Here is a 20,293-nt window from a genome sequence, read left to right on the forward strand (position 1 = left end):
ATCCCTGAGCCGGTGTGAACAGATGGGTTGAAACTGGCAATCGTATTGCTCGTAGATCTCACTATCATTGCGGTTCACGAAGCGCATGCACATCTGTACGAGGTATCACCCGTACGTGAGGAAGGGTGGCCATGGGACGGATCGTCGTCATCAGCACCGGCGGCACGATAGCCAGCCGCTGGCAAGGCTCCGGCTTCGCGGCCGACGCCGACGGACGCGAGGTCATGGCCACCGCGCCGCTGCCCGAGGGCATCACCGTCGAGGTGGTGGACCTGTTCAGCGTGAACAGCCCCCGGCTCACCACCGCCCACCAGCTCACCCTCCTGCGCACCGTGCACGAGGTGCTCGCCGACCCGGACGTGGACGGCATCGTCGTCACGCACGGCACCGACACCCTCGAAGAGTCGGCGTTCCTCGTCGACCTGCACCACCACGACCCGCGCACCGTGGTGTTCACCGGCGCGCAGCGCCCGATGGGCACCGCCGACGGGGACGGCCCGGGCAACCTGTACGACGCCCTGCTCACCGCGGCGAGCACGCGGGGACTCGGCGTGCTCGTCGCCTTCGCGGGGCGGGTGCACGCGGCCCGCGGCACGGTGAAGACCCAGGCGGTGGCGCTGGACGCGTTCGCCGACCCCTCGAAGGAACTGCTCGGCAAGATCGGCTTCGGCAAGGTCGCCATGCTGCGCACCCCGCAGCGCCCGCAGCCGCTCCCGCTGCCGGCGCTGCCGGAGCTGCTGCCGCGAGTGGACATGGTCATGCACCACGCGGACGGTGACCCGGTGCTCCTGAACGCCGCGGTCGCCGCGGGGGCCCGGGGCATCGTCCTGATCGGCACCGGCGCGGGCAACGCCACGCCGGAGATCGTGGAAGCGGTCAAGGACGCCATCGCGCGCGGCGTGCTGGTGGCGCTCACCACACGGGTCGCCGCCGGCCCGGTGACGGAGATCTACACCCACGGCGGTGCGGTGGACCTGGTGGCCGCGGGCGCGATCCCGACGGGCACCCTGCGCGCCCCCCAGGCCCGCATCGCGGTCCTCTCGGCGCTCCTGGCCGCGACCGACCCGGCGGAACAGTCCCGCATCCTGCAGCGCACCCTGTCCTCGACGGACCCGGCGCTGGTCACGGCCTGACCTCGAAGGCCCTCCGCTGCGCCGGGCCGTCACCGGCTCCCGTACCTCCGCGCCTCACACACGGGCGGGACGGTACCTCTCCGGTGGCGGGCGCCGCGCAGCGGAAGGCCCCGCGGGCATCACGGCCGGCCGAAGGCCGCGAGGATGCGGTCCGCCGCCAGCGTCGGGGTCAGGGACCCCTGCCGGACCGCTGCTTCGAGATCCGGTGCCAGCTCCCGTACGGCCGTGCTCCCGCGGAGGCGTTCGAGGAGCTCGTCGCGGACCATCGACCAGGTCCATTCCACCTGCTGCGCCGCCCGTTTGGCCGTCAGCCGGCCCCCCGCGTCCAGGAGCCGACGGTGCTGCTCCAGGCGGTTCCAGACCTCGTCCAGGCCCGCGGACTCCCGCGCACTGCACGTCAGGACCGGCGGCGTCCACGCCGCGTCGGCGGGGTGCATCAGCCGCAGCGCACCCGACAACTCCCGCGCCGCCGCCTTCGCGTCACGCTCGTGCGGGCCGTCCGCCTTGTTCACCGCGAGGACGTCCGCCAGCTCCAGGACGCCCTTCTTGATGCCCTGCAGCTGATCCCCCGTACGGGCCAGGGACAGCAGGAGGAACGAGTCGACCATGCCGGCCACCGTCGTCTCCGACTGGCCGACGCCGACCGTCTCGACGAGGACGACGTCGTACCCCGCCGCCTCCATGACGATCATCGACTCCCGGGTGGCCTTGGCGACCCCGCCCAGCGTCCCCGCCGAGGGCGAGGGCCGGACGAAGGCCGAGGGGTCGACCGCCAGCCGCTCCATCCGGGTCTTGTCACCCAGGATCGAGCCGCCCGTACGGGTGGAGGAGGGGTCCACGGCCAGGACCGCGACCCGGTGGCCCAGCCCCGTCAGCATCGTGCCGAACGCGTCGATGAACGTGGACTTCCCCACGCCCGGGACACCGCTGATCCCGATCCGCCGGGCCCGCCCCGCATGCGGCAGCAGCTCCGTCAACAGCCCCTGTGCGAGGGCCCGGTGGGCGGGCAGGGTGGACTCGACGAGCGTGATCGCGCGCGCGATGAACGCACGCTTCCCGTCGAGCACCCCCTTCGCATAGGCCTCGATGTCGATCTTCGGAGGCATCGGCCGCGCCTACAGCTCGTGACCCAGATCCGCGGCCAGCCGCGTCACCAGGTCATGGGCCGCGTCCGGGATCACCGTGCCGGGCGGGAACACCGCCGCCGCGCCCATCTCCAGCAGCGTCGGCACATCGGCCGGCGGGATCACCCCGCCCACCACGATCATGATGTCCTCGCGCCCCTCCTCCGCCAGCTGCTCGCGCAGCGCCGGTACGAGGGTCAGGTGGCCGGCCGCCAGCGACGACACGCCCACCACGTGGACGTCCGCCTCGACGGCCTGGCGGGCCACCTCCGCCGGGGTCTGGAACAGCGGGCCGACGTCCACGTCGAAGCCCAGGTCGGCGAAGGCGGTCGCGATCACCTTCTGGCCGCGGTCGTGGCCGTCCTGGCCCATCTTGGCGACCAGGACACGCGGACGACGGCCCTCCGCCTCCTCGAACCGGTCGACCAGCGCCCGGGTGCGCTCCACGTTCGGGGACTCCCCTGCTTCGGTCCGGTACACACCCGAGATCGTACGGATCTGGCTCGCGTGCCGCCCGTACACCTTCTCCAGCGCGTCCGAGATCTCACCCACGGTCGCCTTGGCCCGCGCCGCATCCACCGCCAGCGCGAGGAGGTTGCCCTCCAGGCCCTGCCCGGCGCCGCGCTCCGCCGCGTTCGTCAGCGCCCGCAGCGCGTCCTGCGTGCGCGTCTCGTCCCGCTCCTCGCGCAGCCGCCGCAGCTTCTCGATCTGCTGGGCCCGCACGGAGGAATTGTCGACCTTGAGCACGTCGATCTGCTCGTCGTTCTCCACCCGGTACTTGTTCACGCCGATCACCGGCTGGCGCCCCGAGTCGATCCGCGCCTGCGTACGGGCCGCGGCCTCCTCCACGCGGAGCTTCGGGATGCCCGCGTCGATGGCCTGCGCCATGCCGCCGGCCGCCTCGACCTCCTGGATGTGCTGCCAGGCCCGGCGCGCCAGGTCGTACGTCAGCTTCTCGACGTACGCGCTGCCGCCCCACGGGTCGATGGACCGGCAGGTCCCCGACTCCTGCTGGAGCAGCAGCTGGGTGTTGCGGGCGATGCGCGCCGAGAAGTCCGTCGGCAGCGCGAGCGCCTCGTCGAGCGCGTTGGTGTGCAGCGACTGGGTGTGGCCCTGCGTCGCCGCCATCGCCTCGATGCACGTGCGCGTCACGTTGTTGAAGACGTCCTGCGCGGTCAGCGACCAGCCGGAGGTCTGCGAGTGGGTGCGCAGCGACAGCGACTTGGCGTTCTGCGGGTCGAACTGCTTGACGAGCCGCGCCCACAGCAGGCGGGCGGCGCGCAGCTTCGCGACCTCCATGAAGAAGTTCATGCCGATCGCCCAGAAGAACGACAGGCGCGGCGCGAACGCGTCCACGTTCAGCCCGACAGCCTGCCCGGCGCGCAGGTACTCCACGCCGTCCGCGAGGGTGTAGGCGAGCTCCAGGTCGGCCGTGGCCCCCGCCTCCTGGATGTGGTACCCGGAGATCGAGATGGAGTTGTACCGCGGCATCTTCTGCGAGGTGAACGAGAAGATGTCGGAGATGATCCGCATCGACGGCTTGGGCGGATAGATGTAGGTGTTGCGGACCATGAACTCTTTGAGGATGTCGTTCTGGATGGTCCCGGCGAGCTTCTCGGGGGAGACGCCCTGCTCCTCCGCCGCCACGATGTAGAGGGCGAGAACCGGCAGCACCGCGCCGTTCATCGTCATCGACACCGTCATCTTGTCCAGCGGGATGCCGTCGAACAGCTGGCGCATGTCGTAGATCGAGTCGATCGCCACGCCCGCCATGCCGACGTCGCCCGTGACGCGCGGGTGGTCGCTGTCGTACCCGCGGTGCGTGGGCAGGTCGAAGGCGATCGACAGGCCCTTCTGGCCGGCCGCGAGGTTGCGCCGGTAGAAGGCGTTCGACTCCTCGGCCGTGGAGAAGCCCGCGTACTGGCGGATCGTCCAGGGCTGGTTGACGTACATGGTCGGGTACGGGCCGCGCAGGTACGGGGCCACGCCCGGGTAGGTCCGGAGGAAGTCCAGCCCCTCCAGGTCCCGCCCCGTGTACAGCGGCTTCACGCCGATGCCCTCGGGGGTCTCCCACAGCAGGTCGCCGGCGGCGGTCCCGGTGGACTCCTTCACCGCCGCACGCCACTGGTCTTCGGATCCCGAGGACGCGGGGCTGCCGAGCCCGAGCTCGGAGAAATCGGGGATGCTCACGGGGCGATTCCCATCCGGTCGAGTACGGAGGACAGCACGGCGACCGCATCGCAGCCGGCGAAGACGTACTCGTCCACGGCGTCCGCAGCCGTACCGGGCTTGCCCGCGAGGAACACGGTCGTCGCACCGGCCGCGCGCAGGGCCGCGGCCACCGCCTCCGCCTGCTCCTCGTACAGCGCGTCGCTGGAGCACAGCACGGCCATGCCGTCCGCGCCGCTCGCGGCGTAGGCCGCGGCGGCCGTCGCGGGGTCCACCGACACGGGGTCGTGGACCGGCTCGACGCCGCCCGCCTGGAACAGGTTCGCGGTGAACGTGGCGCGCGCGGTGTGCGCCGCCGCCGGGCCCAGCGCGGCGAGGAAGATCCGCGGGCGGTTCCCGGTCGCGGCCAGATGCGCGTCGCTGCGGGCGCGCAGCGCCTCGTACGCCTCATCGCGCCGTACGCGGGGCAGCCCGCCGGAGGGACCCGCCGGGGCGGGCTCGCGGTCGAGGGGTTTCTCCGAGAGCAGCGGAAACTCGCTGACGCCCGTGATGGGTTCACGGCGCTTGGCGAGCTTCTTGGAGCGCTCGGCCCAGGTGGCGGCGAGCCGGTCGGCGACCAGCCCGGAGCGCAGGGCGGCGGCCAGGCCCCCCGCCTTCTCCACGGTCCGGAAGAACTCCCATGCCGCGTGCGCGAGTTCGTCGGTGAGCTGCTCCACGTAGTACGAGCCGCCGGACGGGTCGATGACGCGGGCCAGGTGCGACTCCTCCAGCAGGATGGTGGAGGTGTTGCGGGCGATCCGGCGCGCGAAGGCGTCGGGCAGGCCGAGCTCGTTGTCGAAGGGGAGCACCGTGACCGAGTCCGCCCCGCCCACACCCGCCGCCATGCAGGCGACGGTGGTGCGGAGCATGTTCACCCACGGGTCACGGCGGGTCATCATCACCGACGAGGTGACGGCGTGCTGGCGCTGGGCCCCCGCGTCGGAGGCGCCGCAGGCTTCGGCGACCCGGGCCCACAGACGGCGTGCGGCGCGGAACTTCGCGATCGTCAGGAACTGGTCGGCGGTCGCGGCGTAGCGGAACTCCAGCTGGCCGAGGGCGGCTTCGATGCCGAGGCCGCCGTCCGTGAGGGCGCGCAGGTACGCGACTCCGGTGGCCAGCGACAGGCCGAGCTCCTCGGCGGCCGAGCCGCCGGCCTCGTGGTAGGGCAGCGCGTCGACGGCCAGGGCACGGACGCCCGGGTACTCGGCGGCCATGGCCTTGGCCAGCTCGACGGCGCCGGCGGGGTCCAGGACCTCACCCGTACGGGCCTCGTGGCCCAGCGGGTCGGCGCCGAGGCTCGCGCGGACGGCTGGCGGGTCCACCTTGCGCTCGGCACACAGGGCCAGGAACGCCCGGGCGGCGTCGGCGTATTCGGCACCGGCGTCGAGGGAGACGGGCGCGAGGTCGAGGTAGACCCCGTCCAGGGCGCGGGGGAGGGAGCCCACCGGCAGCCCGCCGGGGCTGCCCAGGGACAGCCAGAGCGAGGTGACCCCGTTTTCGAGGTCGGCGAGCACGGCTTCGTTCACCCGTACGGGGTCATCGCCGAGGTGCCGCTGGCGTACGTCCCAGCCGGCGGCGGCACCGCCCGCGGGACTGCCGCCCCTTGTGAACGGTGCGAACCCGGGAAACCCGGTTTCGTCGGCCGTCTCGGGCGCGGTGTACAGCGGGCGGGTGGTGAGCCCGTCCTCAAGCTTCGTGGACAACGCGTCTTCTGCGGCCTCGCCGGATGCATCCTTGCCGGACTTGCGTAGAACGCCCTCTACCAGGCGCTGCCACTGCTCGTGCGTCGCGTCAGGGAACTCGGCGGCCAAGGAGAGCCCGTCATCAGGCAGGACCGTCATGGCTCGAATGCTAGGGGGGTCACCTAGCGAACGACTATAACCACCGGATGTGATCTCGCCCTCTCATGTGAGACGGGAGGGGGCACGGAAGAGCGCCCTGATCAGCACTGCTGTGCCGACCGGGGAGAGCGGGTGGTCTTCCGCGTGTCGGCTCTCCCGCGGGGTCGGTCTCCGGCGGGGCGGCGGCTCGGCGGGGGCGGGGTGCGGGGTGCGGCGGGGCGGGGTTGGGGTGGGGTGGGGTGGCGTCCGGGGCGGGGCGTGGTTCACGGGCCCTCGGTGACGCGGAGAGGTGCTCCGGACCGGGCGCCGGCACGGGCGGGCGGGCGGTGTCGGCGGGCACGTGGCGGTCGCGTTGCAGGGGCGTGAAATCCGGCCACGGTTTTCAGCCGTTCGGGGGTGTCGGGTCGTACCGGTCGGGACAGGCGAAGCACCAGGTCAGCGCGAGTGCGGCGGGGTGGGTGGGGGCTGCGGGCGGGGTCGTTTCCGGCGCGCCGGGCGGGGCTTGACCCGTACCGGAGTCGCTGACACGCTCCGAGCCATGTCCGCGTTCGAGCTTCCCGCCCCGCGGCTCCACACCCCCGGCTCCTGTACCGCGCCGGGTTCGTGTCCGGGCCGCTGTCCGGCCCCGCGCCGCGCCTGAGCGCCGCCCGGGCCCCGACCGATGACCGCTCGGCCTCCCACCGACCGGCCTTCTGCCGTCCCGGCTCAGGACTGACCCGGCTCCCGGCCGGCCCGGCCATCCGGCTCCCGGCCGACCCGGCTTCGGTCCACTTCGCCCAACCCAACCCAGCCCCCGCCTGACCGGCTTCCGCCCAACCGGCCTCGGTCGAACCCGGGCCAAAGCCAACCGGCCTCGGTCGAACCCGGGCCACGGCCGACCCGGATCAAGGCCGACCCGGCCGACCCGGATCAAGGCCGACCCGGCCGACCTGGCCATCCGGCTCCCGGCCGACCCGGCTTCGGTCCACTCCGCCCAACCCGGCCTGCGCCTGACCGGCTTCCGCCCAACCGGGCTTCAGGCCAACCGGCCTCGGCCGAACCCGGCTCAAGGCCGACCCGGCTCAAGGCCGGCCTCGGGTGGTCGGCCTCGCCGTCGGGCGGCTCGGGGGCCGAAACCGCCTTCCGTACCCCTGTCCCCGTCCCGGGTTCCTGTCCCGTGGGCAACCGGGCTCCGCCCCGCCCGCCCTGGCGCGGGCAGCCCCGCCCTCCGGCCGGCGGGGTGTGCCCGTACCTCCTCTTCTTCCGCTGCGTGAACAAACCCGAGGGAGTCCCCCATGACCACCGCCACCCGCACACAGCCCACCGTCACCCGGATCGGCGGCCGGATCGGCGCCGAGATCGGTGGTGTCCGGCTCGGCGGCGACCTCGCGGCCGAGTCCGTCGCCGTGATCCGGGCCGCCCTCCTCGCCCACAAGGTCGTCTTCTTCCGCGGCCAGGACCACCTCGACGAGGCCGGCCACGAGGCCTTCGCCCGGCTGCTCGGCACGCCCGTCGCCCACCCCACCGTGCCCTCCGCCGACGGCCGCTACGCCCTCGGCATCGACTCGCACCACGGTGCCCGCGCCAACCAGTGGCACACCGACGTCACCTTCGTCCCCGCCTACCCCGCCTTCTCCATCCTCCGGGCCGTCGCCGTCCCCCCGTACGGCGGCGACACCCTCTGGGCCAACACCGCCGCCGCCTACGCCAACCTCCCCGAGCCGCTGCGCGCCCTCGCCGACGGCCTGCGCGCCCTGCACTCCAACGAGTACGACTACGCCGCCCTCAAGCCCGATGCCCTGCCCGAGGCACTCGCCCAGTACCGCGACGTGTTCACCTCCACGGCGTTCCTCACCGAGCACCCCGTCGTCCGGGTCCACCCCGAGACCGGCGAGCGCAGCCTGCTCCTCGGCAACTTCGTCCAGCGGATCAAGGGCCTCACCGGCCAGGACTCCCGCGCCCTCCTCGACCTCTTCCAGTCGCACATCGAGCGTCCGGAGAACACCGTCCGCCGGCAGTGGCGGGCCGGCGACGTCGCCATCTGGGACAACCGGGCCACCCAGCACTACGGCGTCGACGACTCCGACGACCACGAGCGCACCCTGCGCCGCGTGACGGTGGACGGGGACGTCCCGGTCGGCCCCTACGGGGTCCCGTCCCGCCTGATCAGCCCGGACAGCGTCCCCGACCCGTCCTTCGGCATCCCCTCCGGCGCGTCCACCGCCGCCTGACGCGGCCTGCCCGACGCGCCCGCCCCACTCGTACGACGCCCGAAGGAGGCCCCGTGCCCACCCTGCTCGCCCTTTCCGGCAGCCCCTCCCCTCACTCCCGAACCGCCGTCGTCGCCGACCACGTGCTGCGGCGCCTCTCCCACGCCGGGTTCGACACCGCCCACCTCGCCGTACGGGAGCTCCCCGCCGCCGACCTCCTCTCCGCCCGCCGCGGCGAGCCCGAGATCCGCCGGGCCCTCGAAGCCGTCGCGGAGGCCGACGGGATCATCGTCGCGACCCCGGTCTACAAGGCCTCGTACACCGGCCTGCTCAAGGCCTTCCTCGATCTGCTCCCGCAGGACGGACTGGCCGGCAAAACGGTTCTGCCGATCGCCACCGGCGGCAGCCTCGCCCATGTCCTGACCCTCGACTACGCCCTGCGCCCCGTGCTCGCCGCCCTCGGCGCCCGGCACGTCACCGCCGGCCGGTTCGTCCTGGACTCCGTGGTGGAGCGCGGGGCCGGCCCCGACCGGCTGCGGCCCGAGGCGGAGCTGGACCTCTTCCAGGCCGTCGACGAGTTCGCCGAGGCGCTGAACCTGAACACCAGGGCCTCCGCCGCCCTCGCGACTACCGCCCCGTAGCGACGACACCCGCCCCGCCGCAATCCCGCGCCCCGGACAAGGAACCGCCATGCCCGCAGCCCTCGCCCCCACCTCCACCTCCCGACGCCAGTTCCTCACCCTGCTCGGCATCTCGGCGGCCGCTGTGAGCTGCGGCACGGCCACCGCCACCGGCGGCTCCGGCCGTACGGGCAGCCAGGTCACCACCCTCAAGTACCAGGGAGCGGCCAGCTCGGTCACCCTGCCCGAGCTGGCCGCGGACCTCGGCCACCTCGGCGACCTCACCCTCGAATGGGTCGGCAACACGATCAGCGGCCCGCAGGACATCCAGTCCGCGGCCACCGGCCAGACCCACTTCGGCAGTGCCTTCAACGGGGCGGTCATCAAACTCGCCGCCGGAAAGGCCTCCATCAAGGCCGTGATCTCCTCCTACGGCGTCGACCGGTTCTCGTACGGCGGCTACTGCGTCCTGGAGGACAGCCCGATCCGGACCGCCCGCGACCTCATCGGCAAGAAGGTCGGTATGAACACCCTGGGCGCCCACTACCAGGCCCTGCTCGACATCTACCTGAGCCGCGGCGGCCTCTCCAAGGCCGATGCGGGCAAGGTCGAGCCGCTCGTCGTCCCGCCCGTGAACACCGAGCAGACCCTGCGCCAGAAGCAGATCGACGTGGGCGTGCTGACGGGCGTCCTGCGTGACAAGGCCCTGGCAGCGGGCGGGATCCGCCCGCTGTTCAGCGACTTCGACCTGCTGGGCGCGTTCAGCGCAGGCACGTACGTGATGACCCAGCGCTTCATCAAGGAGAACCCGGACACCGTACGGACCTTCACCACCGGCGTGGCCAAAGCCATCGAGTGGTCGCGCACTACCCCGCGGGAGGAGGTCATCGCACGGATGGCCGAGATCATCAAGAAGCGCGGCCGGAACGAGGACACCTCGACCCTCCGGTACTGGCGCTCGTACGGGGTCGCCGAGACCGGCGGGCGGATCGAGGACAAGGAGTTCCAGCTGTGGCTGGACTGGCTCGCCGAGCGCGGCGAGATCAAGGCCGGCCGGCTGAAGGCGTCCGACCTGTACACCAACGAGTTCAACGGCTACGGGAAGGGCTGACCGGCGCCATGGCCACCATCGAATTCCAGTCCGTGACCAAGACCTTTCCGCTGCCTGCGAAGAAGGGCGGAGGCGAGTTCACCGCCCTCGACGGCATAGACCTGCGGATCGAGACGGGGGAGTTCCTGGTCGTCGTCGGCCCCAGCGGCTGCGGCAAATCCACCCTCCTGGACCTCCTCGGCGGCCTGACCCGGCCCACGTCGGGCCGGATCGTACTCGACGGCAAACCGGTCACCGGACCCGGCCTGGACCGGGGGATCGTCTTCCAGCAGTACGCGCTGCTGCCGTGGCGGACCGCGCTGGGCAACGTCGAGTTCGGCCTGGAGGCCACGGGCGCCCCGCGCCGTGAACGAGCGGACCGGGCCCGGGAGTTCCTGGACCTCGTCGGCCTCGCCGGCTTCGAGGACCGCCACCCGCACGAACTGTCCGGCGGCATGCGCCAGCGCGTCGCGATCGCCCGCTCGCTGGCGTACGACCCGGACGTGCTGCTGATGGACGAGCCGTTCGCGGCGCTCGATGCCCAGACTCGCGAATCGCTCCAGGACGAGCTGCGCCGGATCTGGCAGCGCACCGGCAAGACGGTCGTCTTCATCACGCACGGCATCGAGGAGGCCGTCTACCTCGGGCAGCGGGTGGCCGTCATCACCTCCCGTCCCGGCCGGGTCAAGGAGGTCGTCCCGGTCTCCCTGGGAGCCCGGGGGACCGGGGCTCAGGGCGAGGACCTGCGCTCCAGCCCGGAGTTCGCCCGCTACCGCCATGAGATCTGGACCCTGCTCCACGACGAGGTGGCGCGTGCCCAGCAGTTGGAGAAGGAGGGGACCCCGGTATGACCACCGGAACCGACACCAGCACCGCCGCCGCCACCGCCACCGCCCTTCAGGGCGTCGAGGCGCCCGCTCCGGCCGACGCCGTGCGCACGGATCCCGCCGCGGAGCCGGCCCCGGGGGCCGGTGGCGCGACGGGCGATCAGCGGGCTCCGGAGCCGAAGCCGGCACCCGCCGTCCCACGCCCGGCCAGGGGCGCGGCCGTGGGACGGTGGGTACGCGCCGGGGTGCTGCGGTCCGCCGCACTCGTCGCCCTGCTCGCCCTCTGGGAGGCCGCGCCCCGGCTCGGCCTGGTCGACGCCACGTTCCTCCCGCCGGTCAGCGAGGTCGCCAGGGCCTGGTGGGGGCTGCTGGCCGACGGCCAACTGGGCGAGCACACCCGCGCCAGCCTCGTCCGGTCCTTCGGCGGCTTCGGCATCGCCGTCGTCGTCGCCGTCCCGCTCGGCCTGCTCATCGGCTGGTACCGCCCCGTCGCCGCGCTGCTCGGCCCGCTGCTGGAGGTGTTCCGCAACACGGCGGCCCTGGCGCTGCTGCCGGTGTTCGTGCTGCTGCTCGGCATCGGCGAGACGTCGAAGGTCTCCATTGTCGTCTACGCCTGCGTCTGGCCCATCCTGCTGAACACCATCAGCGCCGTCGGCAACGCGGACCCGACCCTGGTCAAACTGGCCCGTTCGATGGACCTGTCCACGCCGCGGCTCTTCCAGAAGGTGATCCTTCCGGCCTCCGTACCGGCCGTCTTCACCGGGATCCGGCTGGCCGGCGCCGTCTCGATCCTGGTCCTCGTGGCCGCCGAGATGATCGGCGCCAAGGCGGGTCTCGGCTATCTGATCAACGCCTCGCAGTTCAACTTCGCGATCCCGGAGATGTACGCGGGCATCGTGACCATCTCCGCCATCGGAGTGGCCTTCAACCAGCTCCTGGTCGCCATCGAACGCCGCCTCAGCCTCTGGCGGGTCCCTGCGGCCTGACGTCCCGCGGGCCACCGGACGCGCCCTCGCGCCGGACCGGTCGCCGCCCCCGTACCACCTCACCCCGACCCGAGGACACGACGAGAAATGACCGCATCCCGGACCCTCCGCCTCAATGCCTTCCTGATGAACGCCGGTCACCACGACGCCGCCTGGCGCCACCCCGACAGCACTCCCGAGCGGGTCACCGATCTGCGGTACTTCCAGGAGCTGGCCCGGACCGCCGAGCGGGGGCGGCTCGACTCGGTCTTCTTCGCCGACGGGCTCGCCCTCTGGGGCAGCGCCCGCCACAACGCCCTCGGCGGGTTCGAGCCGCTCACTCTGCTCTCGGCCATCGCCGCCGTCACCGACCACATCGGCCTCATCGCCACCGTCTCCACCACCTTCAACGAGCCCTTCCACCTCGCCCGCAAGTTCGCCTCCCTCGACCACATCAGCAACGGCCGCGCCGGCTGGAACATCGTCACCTCCGGCTCCGTCGACGAGGCCCGCAACTTCGGCCGTGACGAGCACCTGGAGCACAGCCTCCGCTACGACCGCGCCCGCGAATTCCTCGACGTCGCCACCAAGCTCTGGGACAGCTGGGAGGACGACGCGATCGTCCTCGACAAGGAGAGCGGCATCTATGCCGACACCGACAAGCTCCACCCCGCCGCCCACCGCGGCGAGCACTTCGGTGTGGCCGGCCCGCTCAACGTGCCCCGCTCCCCGCAGGGCCACCCGCTCCTCGTCCAGGCCGGCTCCTCCGAGGACGGCAAGGAGTTCGCGGCGCAGTACGCGGAGGCCGTCTTCACCGCCCAGCAGACCCTCGCCGACGGGCAGACCTTCTACAAGGACCTCAAGTCGCGCCTCGCCAAGTACGGCCGGTCCGGGTCGGACCTGCTCGTGCTGCCCGGCATCGCCCCCGTCATCGGCTCCACCGAGGCCGAGGCGAAGGCCCTTGAACAGGAGCTCACCGACCTGCAGGTGCCGGAGTACGGCCTCGCCCAGCTCTCCGGCATGCTCGGCACCGACCTCACCGGCCTCCCCCTCGACGGTCCGCTGCCCGACCTCCCCGAGGAGCGGGACATCAACGGGAACAAGAGCCGCTTCACGCTCGTCGCCGAACTGGCCCGCCGGGACGGCCTCACCCTGCGCGAGCTGATCGCCCGCCTCGGCGCCGGCCGCGGCCACCGCGTTTTCGCCGGGACCCCCGAGCAGCTCGCCGACCAGCTGGAACAGTGGTTCACGCAGGGAGCCGCCGACGGCTTCAACGTCATGGCGCCGGTTCTGCCCACCGGGCTCACCGCCTTCGTCGACCACGTCGTGCCGATCCTCCAGCGGCGCGGCCTGCTCCGTACCGAGTACACCGGTACGACCCTGCGCGAGAACTACGGCCTTCCGCGCCCGGCGAACCGGTATGCCGGGGCGGCCTCGTGACGGACGGCGCGGCCGTACGATCCCGCGGGGCCGCCGGAGCAGCGGGCTCCGGCGGCCCCGCGGGCCGTCCCTCAGACCGTGAGGACGATCTTGCCCCGGGTGCGGCCCGCCGCGCTGAGCTCCCAGGCCTTCGCGGCCTCGGCGAGCGGCAGCGCGTGCTCTACGTTGACCGTGAGCCGGCCCGTGTCGGCCAGTTCGGCCAGGAACGCCAGGTCGGCGGTGTCCGGACGCACCCACAGCTGGTGCGCGCCCTTGGCGGCGGCCTCGTAGTCGGCGATGGAGACCACCCGGCCGCGCTCCTTGACGAGCGACTGGAGGATCTCGACGGCGCCGTCCCCGAAGAAGTCCAGCCCCGCGTCGATGCCTTCGGGGGCCAGCACGCGGATCCGGTCCGCCGTGCCCTCCCCGTACAGGACGGGTTCCGCGCCGAGCGAGCGCAGGTAGTCGTGGTTGTGCGCGCCGGCCGTGCCGATGACGCGCAGGCCGAGCGCGACGGCGATCTGCACGCCGAAGGAGCCGGTGCCGCCCGCCGCGGAGTGGATGACGACGGTCTCGCCGGCCCGGGGGCCCGCGCGGGTGAGGGACTGGTACGCGGTGAGGCCGGCCAGCGGGATGCCGGCGGCCTGCTCGAAGGTCAGCTCGCGCGGCTTGCGGGCCAGGGTCCGGACGGGGGCGGAGACCAGTTCGGCGTAGGTGCCGAGCTCGACCCTCCCCCAGCTACCGCTGGGAGGTGCCCCCGACCTTGCGGACGTACCCGTAGACCTCGTCGCCGACGGCGTGGTCGAAGGTGTCGGGGCCGACGGCCTCGACGACTCCGGCGACGTCCCAGCCGGGTATGACCGGGTAGCGGACTTCGAGGATCGGGTCGAGGTATCCGGCGGCGAGCTTCCAGTCGACCGGGTTGACGCCGGCGGCCTTGACGCGGACCAGTACCTCGCCGGGTCCCACCTTGGGCTGCGGTAGGTCAACGAGCGTGAGGTTCCCGGAAGTTCCGTATGCGCTGTACGTGATTGCCTTCATGATCGCCCCCAACGGGGCCGGCTGCGGGCGTATTCCTCACGCGGGCAGGCTGTTGCGGTGCGAGCGCCGCCGGGCCGCGCTGAACAGGGCCTGGATCTGCGCCCCGGACTGCTCGACGTCGTCGAGCGGCGAGGGGAACGGCAGGCGTACGTCGCGGTGTCCGCGCCGCTGCTCCATACGCAGGGTGATCCCGTACCGGTCCATGGCGAGCGGCAGTACGCGGACGATCGCGGCGACGGGCAGCGGCTGGACCAGGCGCAGCAGGAGGGTGACGAGTTCGGCGTGGTCGTCGAGGAGGTGCGTGAGCATCCCGGACTCGAACGGGGCGAGCGGGTCGGCGGAGGCCGCGTCGAGCTCTTCGAGGCCGATGGGCGAGCGGCCCTCCGAGGTCTCCAGGACGGCCCGGCCGAATTCCATGCAGGTGGAGTCGGCGCCCTCGTCGCTGTAGGGCGTGAGCAGGCGGCCCGTGATCGTGACGCGGGCGCGCACCCGGTCCCGTACAGGGGTGGGGGCGATGTCGGTGAACTCCAGCCGGACCGACGGCCGGTGCTCGCCGGCGCCGCCGGGCTCGGCGGGGTGCAGGTGCAGCCGGCCCATCGGGTCCGTCCCGTCGAGGTGGCGGACCTCGCTGCGCAGCCCGTCGGTGACCACCGTCATGGAGTGGGCGGCGGCCAGGACCGACCGGACCCGCTCGGCGTCGGTGGGCCGGCCGGCGGCCGGGGTGGCGGGGGCAGCACCGGACATGCGCATGTGGATCTCTCCATCGTCCTCGGCGAGAAACTTAGGTATGCCTAACCTAACTTATTCGGTTCCGCGGGGGTACCCCGTGTCGCTCGTGTCGTTGTTGGGCCGAACGGGTGAAACGCGAGAGGATGGGGGGATGCACATGAAGCGCACGGCCGAGGCGGCCCGGTGAGCAGGTACGACGTCACGGACGAACAGTGGGAGGGGCTCGCGCAGGTGGTCCCCCTGCGCAGTCGCAACGAGTGGCCCTCCAGAGTGGACCACCGCACCATCCCCACGACGCCGGGAGCGTCCGCGGCGGAACAGCGGCGCTTCGTCGTGATCCGGGTCCAGATCTTCGCCGATGCCCGGGAGGTGGCCGAGTACCTGATCGCGCAGATCCCGGTGCTGCTCGACCTCACCGGCGCGGACAGTGAAGTGGCCAAGCGGATCCTCGACTTCAGCAGCGGTGTGGTCTTCGGGCTGGGCAGCGGGATGCACCGGGTCGACCGGAACGTCTTCCTGCTGGCGCCCGTCGGGACCGAGGTCGAGGGGATAGCGGCCGCCGCCGTCCCCCGATCGTAGGAAGGTCGCCCCGACGGAACGGTTCGCCGGGCCCACCGGGGGCCCGGCGGCCCGTACCGTCCGGCGCATGGACACCTCCCTGGACGCGGCGGGGGTCGCCGCTGCCTTCGCCCCTGTCGCGGCTGCTTCGGCACCCGCCGTGCCGGCCGGTGCTTCCGGCGCGCCGGCCGATCCCGGCCGGTCCGTCGTGCACCACCGGCCCGTCGTCACCGAGTTACGGCTCTCCGCCTTCGGCAGGCATCGCGCGGCCGCCTTCGTACTCGGTCCCGTGACCTTCCTCGCCGGGCCCAGCGGCAGCGGCAAGTCGCAGGTCCTGGCCGCCTACGAGGCCCTGGTCGGGCTCGGGTCCGGAGCCACCCTGGAGGAGGCGTTCCCCGATGCGCGGGCCCGCGTCCCCGACCGGGCCCGGCCCGACGGCCAGGGGCGGCGCGGGTTCCGCATCGGCTGCACCGTCGACGGCCCGGCCGGGGCCGTCCGCCTCGACCTCGCCGTCCAGGCCGAGCCCACGCTCCGGATCGTCGGCGAACGCCTCTCGGTGGACGGGAGGATCCTGCTCGGCACCGCCCTGCGCGACCCCGGCCGCCGCTCCGTGCAGGCCTCCTGGCTGACCGGCGGCGCCGTCGGCGTCACCCGGGCCCCGCTGCCCGACGACCGGCTCGGCACCGCCCTGCTCCCGCTGCGCGTGGCCGGGGCCACGGCCGGGCAGCGGGAGGTCCTGGCCGCTGCCGAGCAGATGGTGGTGGCGCTGCGGTCGGTGTTCCCCTGCGACCCGAGCCCCGACCGGATGCGCGCCCCCGTCCCGCCGGGCGAGGGCCGGCTGCTGGGCGACTGCGCCAACCTGGCCGACGTCCTGCGCCGGACCCGCCACGAATGCGGCACCCGCCACGCGCTGCTGGCCGCGGCCGCGCGGTCCGGCTGCGCGGGCCCGGTGCAGGGGCTGGACGTACGGGCTCCTGCGCGCGGCCCGGTCACGGCGCTGCTGGACCGCGGCTCCGCCGGACCGCCCACGGAACTGGGCCGGCTCGGCGCGGGCGAGCTCCGCTTCCTCGCGCTGGCGCTGGTCCTGCTGACCGGCCCGGGGGTGCTGGCCATGGACCCGGCCGCGGAACTGCTCTCCGCCCGGCAGGCGCTGACCGTCCTCGCCGACGGCTTCGACCGCGGCCTGGACCGGCGGCAGAACGCCGAACTGCTGCGGCTGGCCCTGCTGTCCTGCGGCCGTGGCCATGTCCGCCTGGTCGCGGCGGTGGGGGAGGAGACGGCCGCGGCCGCCCGTGTGGCCCCGGGGGTCACGGTGGTAGACCTGATGCCATGAGCGACACGCGCGACACGCCCGACACGAACGAGCCGGACCCCGGCGGGCAGCCCGGCGAACGGCTGCACCAACTCCAGAGACGGCTGGCCGAGTTCGCCGCTGAGCGGGGCTGGCAGCCGTACCACACGCCCAAGAACCTGGCCGTGGCGCTGAGCGTGGAAGCGGCCGAACTGGTCGAAATCTTCCAGTGGCTGACCCCGGAACAGTCGGCGAAGGTCATGGAGAAGCCGGAAACCGCCCACCGCGTGGCCGATGAGGTGGCCGACGTGCTGGCGTATCTGCTGCAATTCTGCGAGGTTCTCGGGGTGGATGTGCTGGATGCGCTCGCCGCGAAGATCGAGAGGAACGAGTTCCGCTTCCCGGTGACAGGGTCTTCGACCTCGAATTGTCACTCTTCGGAGTGATGGCGTCGTCCACAACCATGTTTGTGTCCATAGATTTCCGAATACCCCTGGCTTTACTGGCCCATTGCCCTCACTCTGGGTAGTGGTGAGAACGGCGGATGTCGTGCGGACGGGGGACGGCATATGGATGCGGTACGGCTCATCGCGGCCGGCCGGCACGCGCTGGCGCAGAGCGGGGCGGCGATGGACATCGTGGGCGAGGCCTGGCAGGCCCAGGCACTCGCGCAGGGGATGGGGAGCTGGCTGGCGGTCACCGGGCCGCCGGAGCTGAGATCGGAGGCACGGGGACTGGGTGAAGCGGGGGGCAGAGGCTGCGGGGTGCTCGACAGAGCAGCCCTGGGCGCAGAGGGCGGCGCGCCCGACCATCCGCCGAGAGCGGCGCAGCTGACCGGGATGGCGGATGTCCGCCAGGCCCTGCTCGGACTGCAGGCGCTGCTCGGCGAAGTGGGGATAGCCCTGGTCGGGGTGGCGTGTGCGACGGACGACGAGAGCCTGTACTGGCAGTGCATCGAGTCCATCGACGCGGCCGACGAGTCGAGTGACCGGGTCCGGGCGGTCCTGCGCCGCCTGGCGGTCCGCGAACGGGGGTCCGCCTCCGGAGTGGCCTGACGGGAGGGGCGGCCCGACGGGAGAACGGGGCCGGGCCGGGGGGGGTCCACCGCGCGCGACGGGACCCGCCCGGTCAGTACGGCCGGTGGGACGGGCGCTCGCTCTCGGGCGGGCGGCCGCCCGGGACCGGCGGAGGGGGCGGTGGACGCACCGGTGGAAGGCCGCCGGCACGCGGGCCGGGCGGTCCGGCTCCTTCCGAACCAACGCCCCACATCCGTGCTGGTCACTGGCCGGGACGGGGGCGGCCCGCCCGGTTGACGCGGATTCACCCTGCCGGGGCGGGAGAGGCAGGATGGGAGTCATGGATCTCCGTATTTTCACCGAGCCCCAGCAGGGCGCGAGCTACGACACCCTCCTGAGCGTCGCGAAGGCCACCGAGGATCTGGGCTTCGACGCGTTCTTCCGGTCCGACCACTATCTGCGGATGGGCTCGGCCGACGGCCTGCCCGGGCCCACCGACGCCTGGATCACCCTTGCGGGCCTGGCCCGGGAGACGCGGCGGATCCGGCTCGGCACGCTGATGACGGCCGGCACCTTCCGGCTGCCCGGCGTGCTGGCCATCCAGGTGGCGCAGGTGGACCAGATGTCCGGCGGCCGGGTCGAACTCGGCCTGGGCGCAGGCTGGTTCGAGGAGGAGCACAAGGCGTACGGCATCCCCTTCCCGGCGGAGCGGATGGCCCGGCTGGAGGAGCAGCTGGCCATCGTCACCGGTCTGTGGGCGACCGAACCAGGCGCCTCCTTCGACTATGCGGGCACCCACTACCGGGTGGAGAACTCCCCGGCCCTGCCCAAGCCGGCCCAGGCCAAGGTGCCCGTGCTCATCGGCGGGCACGGCGCGAAGCGCACCCCGCGTCTCGCCGCCCGGTACGCGGACGAGTTCAACATGCCGTTCGCGTCGATCGCGGACAGCGAGCGGCAGTTCGGCCGGGTGCGCCGGGCCGCCGAGGAGGCCGGGCGGGGGGCCGACGACCTCGTCTACTCCAACGCCCTCGTGGTGTGTGTCGGCAAGGACGACGCCGAGGTCGCCCGCCGCGCCGCCGCCATCGGCCGGGACGTGGACGAGCTCAAGGCCAACGGCCTGGCCGGGTCCCCGGCCGAGGTCGTGGAGAAGATCGGCGCCTACGCGGCCGTCGGCTCCTCCCGCGTCTACCTCCAGCTGCTCGATCTCGACGACCTGGACCACCTGGAGCTGATCTCGGCCCAGGTGCTGTCCCAGCTCGGCTGAGGGAGGCGGACGACCCGTGCCCCGCGCATCCGGCCCGCTCGCCGAAGCCCTGGCCCACAGGGTCGTACTCCTGGACGGCGGGCTGAGCAACCAGCTCGTCGACCAGGGCTGCGACCTGTCCGGCGGCCTCTGGTCGGGCCGGGTGCTCGCCGAGCGGCCGGACCAGGTGGAGGCCGCCCACACGGCGTACGCGCGGGCCGGCGCCGAGGTACTGATCACCGCCAGCTACCAGGTGGGGTACGAGGCCTTCGCCGCCCGCGGCCACGACCGCGCCGCGACCACGGCCCTGCTGCACCGCAGCGTCGCACTCGCCGCCCGGGCGGCCGAGGCCGCGGACCACGAGGTCTGGGTCGCAGCGTCGGTCGGCCCGTACGGGGCGGTGCTCGCGGACGGCTCCGAGTACCGCGGACGGTACGGGCTGAGCGTGCGCGAGCTCGCCGCCTTCCACCGCCCCCGCATCGAAGCCCTGCTCGCGGCGGGCCCCGACGTCCTCGCCCTGGAGACGATCCCGGACGCCGATGAGGCCGAAGCCCTCCTCGGCGTCCTCGCCGGGACCGGCGCCACCGCCTGGCTGAGCTACACCGTGGCCGACGCCCGCACCCGCGCCGGCCAGTCCCTGACCGAAGCCTTCGCACTCGCGGCCGCGGCCCCGGAGATCACCGCCCTCGGCGTCAACTGCTGCGACCCGGCGGATGTGCTGCCCGCCCTCGAAGCGGCCGCCTCCGTCACCGGCAAACCGCTCGTGGCGTACCCCAACGACGGTTCCGTGTGGGAAGCGGCCACCGGCGAGTGGCACGCCCCGGCCGATCCCGCCCCCTGGCCAACGGCGGCCTGGCGTCGCACCGGCGCCCGCCTCATCGGCGGCTGCTGCCGCATCGGCCCGGCCCGCATCGCGCGGCTGACGGCCGGGGCCGGCTGAGCCGCCGGGGCCTGCTGAGGGGCCGGGGCCGCCGAAAAACAGGAGGCAGACGGAACGGG

Annotated in this window: 17 protein-coding genes and 1 pseudogene; 13 read left to right on the forward strand and 5 right to left on the reverse strand. The window is 73.0% G+C overall.

Going from position 1 to position 20,293, the window contains the following annotated elements; all coding sequences use genetic code 11:
• Positions 1 to 131: 131 nt before the first annotated feature.
• On the forward strand, positions 132 to 1,133 hold the full coding sequence (locus tag ABTY04_RS29495) for an asparaginase (RefSeq protein ID WP_352216452.1): 1,002 nt from the start codon (positions 132 to 134) through the stop codon (positions 1,131 to 1,133).
• 119 nt (positions 1,134 to 1,252) lie between these two features.
• Here ABTY04_RS29495 and meaB read toward each other — a convergent pair whose 3' ends face one another.
• Genes meaB through ABTY04_RS29510 form a run of 3 tightly spaced genes read right to left on the reverse strand, consistent with a single transcriptional unit; the run spans position 1,253 to position 6,306 of the window.
• Positions 1,253 to 2,239: a methylmalonyl Co-A mutase-associated GTPase MeaB gene (gene meaB / locus ABTY04_RS29500; RefSeq protein WP_352216453.1), complete on the reverse strand. Its 987-nt coding sequence runs from the start codon at positions 2,237 to 2,239 to the stop codon at positions 1,253 to 1,255.
• A 9-nt stretch (positions 2,240 to 2,248) separates the two neighbouring features.
• Positions 2,249 to 4,447 (reverse strand): methylmalonyl-CoA mutase, encoded by a 2,199-nt coding sequence (gene scpA, locus ABTY04_RS29505; protein ID WP_352216454.1) that lies wholly within the window; start codon positions 4,445 to 4,447, stop codon positions 2,249 to 2,251.
• On the reverse strand, positions 4,444 to 6,306 hold the full coding sequence (locus ABTY04_RS29510; protein WP_352216455.1) for a methylmalonyl-CoA mutase family protein: 1,863 nt from the start codon (positions 6,304 to 6,306) through the stop codon (positions 4,444 to 4,446). The genes scpA and ABTY04_RS29510 overlap by 4 nt, the downstream gene beginning before the upstream one ends.
• 1,274 nt (positions 6,307 to 7,580) lie before the next feature.
• Here ABTY04_RS29510 and ABTY04_RS29515 point away from each other — a divergent pair.
• The 6 genes from ABTY04_RS29515 to ABTY04_RS29540 all read left to right on the forward strand — a co-directional run bounded on the left by ABTY04_RS29515 (position 7,581) and on the right by ABTY04_RS29540 (position 13,437).
• Positions 7,581 to 8,516: a TauD/TfdA dioxygenase family protein gene (locus ABTY04_RS29515; protein ID WP_352216456.1), complete on the forward strand. Its 936-nt coding sequence runs from the start codon at positions 7,581 to 7,583 to the stop codon at positions 8,514 to 8,516.
• 53 nt (positions 8,517 to 8,569) lie between these two features.
• Positions 8,570 to 9,136, forward strand: a complete 567-nt coding sequence (gene ssuE, locus ABTY04_RS29520) for an NADPH-dependent FMN reductase (RefSeq protein WP_352216457.1) — start codon at positions 8,570 to 8,572, stop codon at positions 9,134 to 9,136.
• A 49-nt stretch (positions 9,137 to 9,185) separates the two neighbouring features.
• Positions 9,186 to 10,226, forward strand: a complete 1,041-nt coding sequence (locus tag ABTY04_RS29525) for an ABC transporter substrate-binding protein (RefSeq protein ID WP_352216458.1) — start codon at positions 9,186 to 9,188, stop codon at positions 10,224 to 10,226.
• Between the two features lie 8 nt (positions 10,227 to 10,234).
• Positions 10,235 to 11,056 carry an ABC transporter ATP-binding protein gene (locus ABTY04_RS29530; RefSeq protein WP_352216459.1) on the forward strand — a complete coding sequence of 274 codons (822 nt, stop codon included), beginning with the start codon at positions 10,235 to 10,237 and terminating at the stop codon, positions 11,054 to 11,056.
• Positions 11,053 to 12,018, forward strand: a complete 966-nt coding sequence (locus tag ABTY04_RS29535; protein WP_352216460.1) for an ABC transporter permease — start codon at positions 11,053 to 11,055, stop codon at positions 12,016 to 12,018. Before ABTY04_RS29530 ends, ABTY04_RS29535 begins: the two co-directional genes overlap by 4 nt.
• A gap of 87 nt (positions 12,019 to 12,105) precedes the next feature.
• The gene (locus tag ABTY04_RS29540; RefSeq protein WP_352216461.1) at positions 12,106 to 13,437 is read left to right on the forward strand and encodes an LLM class flavin-dependent oxidoreductase; all 1,332 of its coding nucleotides are present in this window, start codon (positions 12,106 to 12,108) and stop codon (positions 13,435 to 13,437) included.
• Between the two features lie 71 nt (positions 13,438 to 13,508).
• Here ABTY04_RS29540 and ABTY04_RS29545 read toward each other — a convergent pair.
• Together ABTY04_RS29545 and ABTY04_RS29550 are read right to left on the reverse strand one after the other, a co-directional pair.
• A pseudogene (locus ABTY04_RS29545) lies at positions 13,509 to 14,457 on the reverse strand (NADP-dependent oxidoreductase).
• 36 nt (positions 14,458 to 14,493) lie between these two features.
• Positions 14,494 to 15,207, reverse strand: coding sequence for a DUF2470 domain-containing protein (locus ABTY04_RS29550; protein ID WP_352216462.1), 714 nt, complete (start codon positions 15,205 to 15,207; stop codon positions 14,494 to 14,496).
• A 162-nt stretch (positions 15,208 to 15,369) separates the two neighbouring features.
• Here ABTY04_RS29550 and ABTY04_RS29555 point away from each other — a divergent pair, with 162 nt between their 5' ends.
• The 6 genes from ABTY04_RS29555 to mmuM all read left to right on the forward strand — a co-directional run bounded on the left by ABTY04_RS29555 (position 15,370) and on the right by mmuM (position 20,234).
• Positions 15,370 to 15,765 carry a cell division protein SepF gene (locus ABTY04_RS29555; RefSeq protein WP_214941072.1) on the forward strand — a complete coding sequence of 132 codons (396 nt, stop codon included), beginning with the start codon at positions 15,370 to 15,372 and terminating at the stop codon, positions 15,763 to 15,765.
• A 67-nt stretch (positions 15,766 to 15,832) separates the two neighbouring features.
• The gene (locus tag ABTY04_RS29560) at positions 15,833 to 17,077 is read left to right on the forward strand and encodes an AAA family ATPase (protein ID WP_352216463.1); all 1,245 of its coding nucleotides are present in this window, start codon (positions 15,833 to 15,835) and stop codon (positions 17,075 to 17,077) included.
• The gene (locus tag ABTY04_RS29565; RefSeq protein ID WP_352216464.1) at positions 17,074 to 17,481 is read left to right on the forward strand and encodes a nucleotide pyrophosphohydrolase; all 408 of its coding nucleotides are present in this window, start codon (positions 17,074 to 17,076) and stop codon (positions 17,479 to 17,481) included. Before ABTY04_RS29560 ends, ABTY04_RS29565 begins: the two co-directional genes overlap by 4 nt.
• Before the next feature lie 123 nt (positions 17,482 to 17,604).
• Positions 17,605 to 18,090: a DUF6099 family protein gene (locus ABTY04_RS29570; RefSeq protein WP_352216465.1), complete on the forward strand. Its 486-nt coding sequence runs from the start codon at positions 17,605 to 17,607 to the stop codon at positions 18,088 to 18,090.
• Between the two features lie 301 nt (positions 18,091 to 18,391).
• Complete coding sequence (locus tag ABTY04_RS29575; protein ID WP_352216466.1) at positions 18,392 to 19,315, forward strand: LLM class F420-dependent oxidoreductase; 924 nt, start codon at positions 18,392 to 18,394, stop codon at positions 19,313 to 19,315.
• Between the two features lie 16 nt (positions 19,316 to 19,331).
• Complete coding sequence (gene mmuM / locus ABTY04_RS29580) at positions 19,332 to 20,234, forward strand: homocysteine S-methyltransferase (RefSeq protein WP_352216467.1); 903 nt, start codon at positions 19,332 to 19,334, stop codon at positions 20,232 to 20,234.
• The last annotated feature ends 59 nt before the right edge of the window (positions 20,235 to 20,293 follow it).

This window comes from Streptomyces sp. NPDC097981 (assembly GCF_040302565.1).
In the GTDB taxonomy this organism is placed as follows: domain Bacteria; phylum Actinomycetota; class Actinomycetes; order Streptomycetales; family Streptomycetaceae; genus Streptomyces.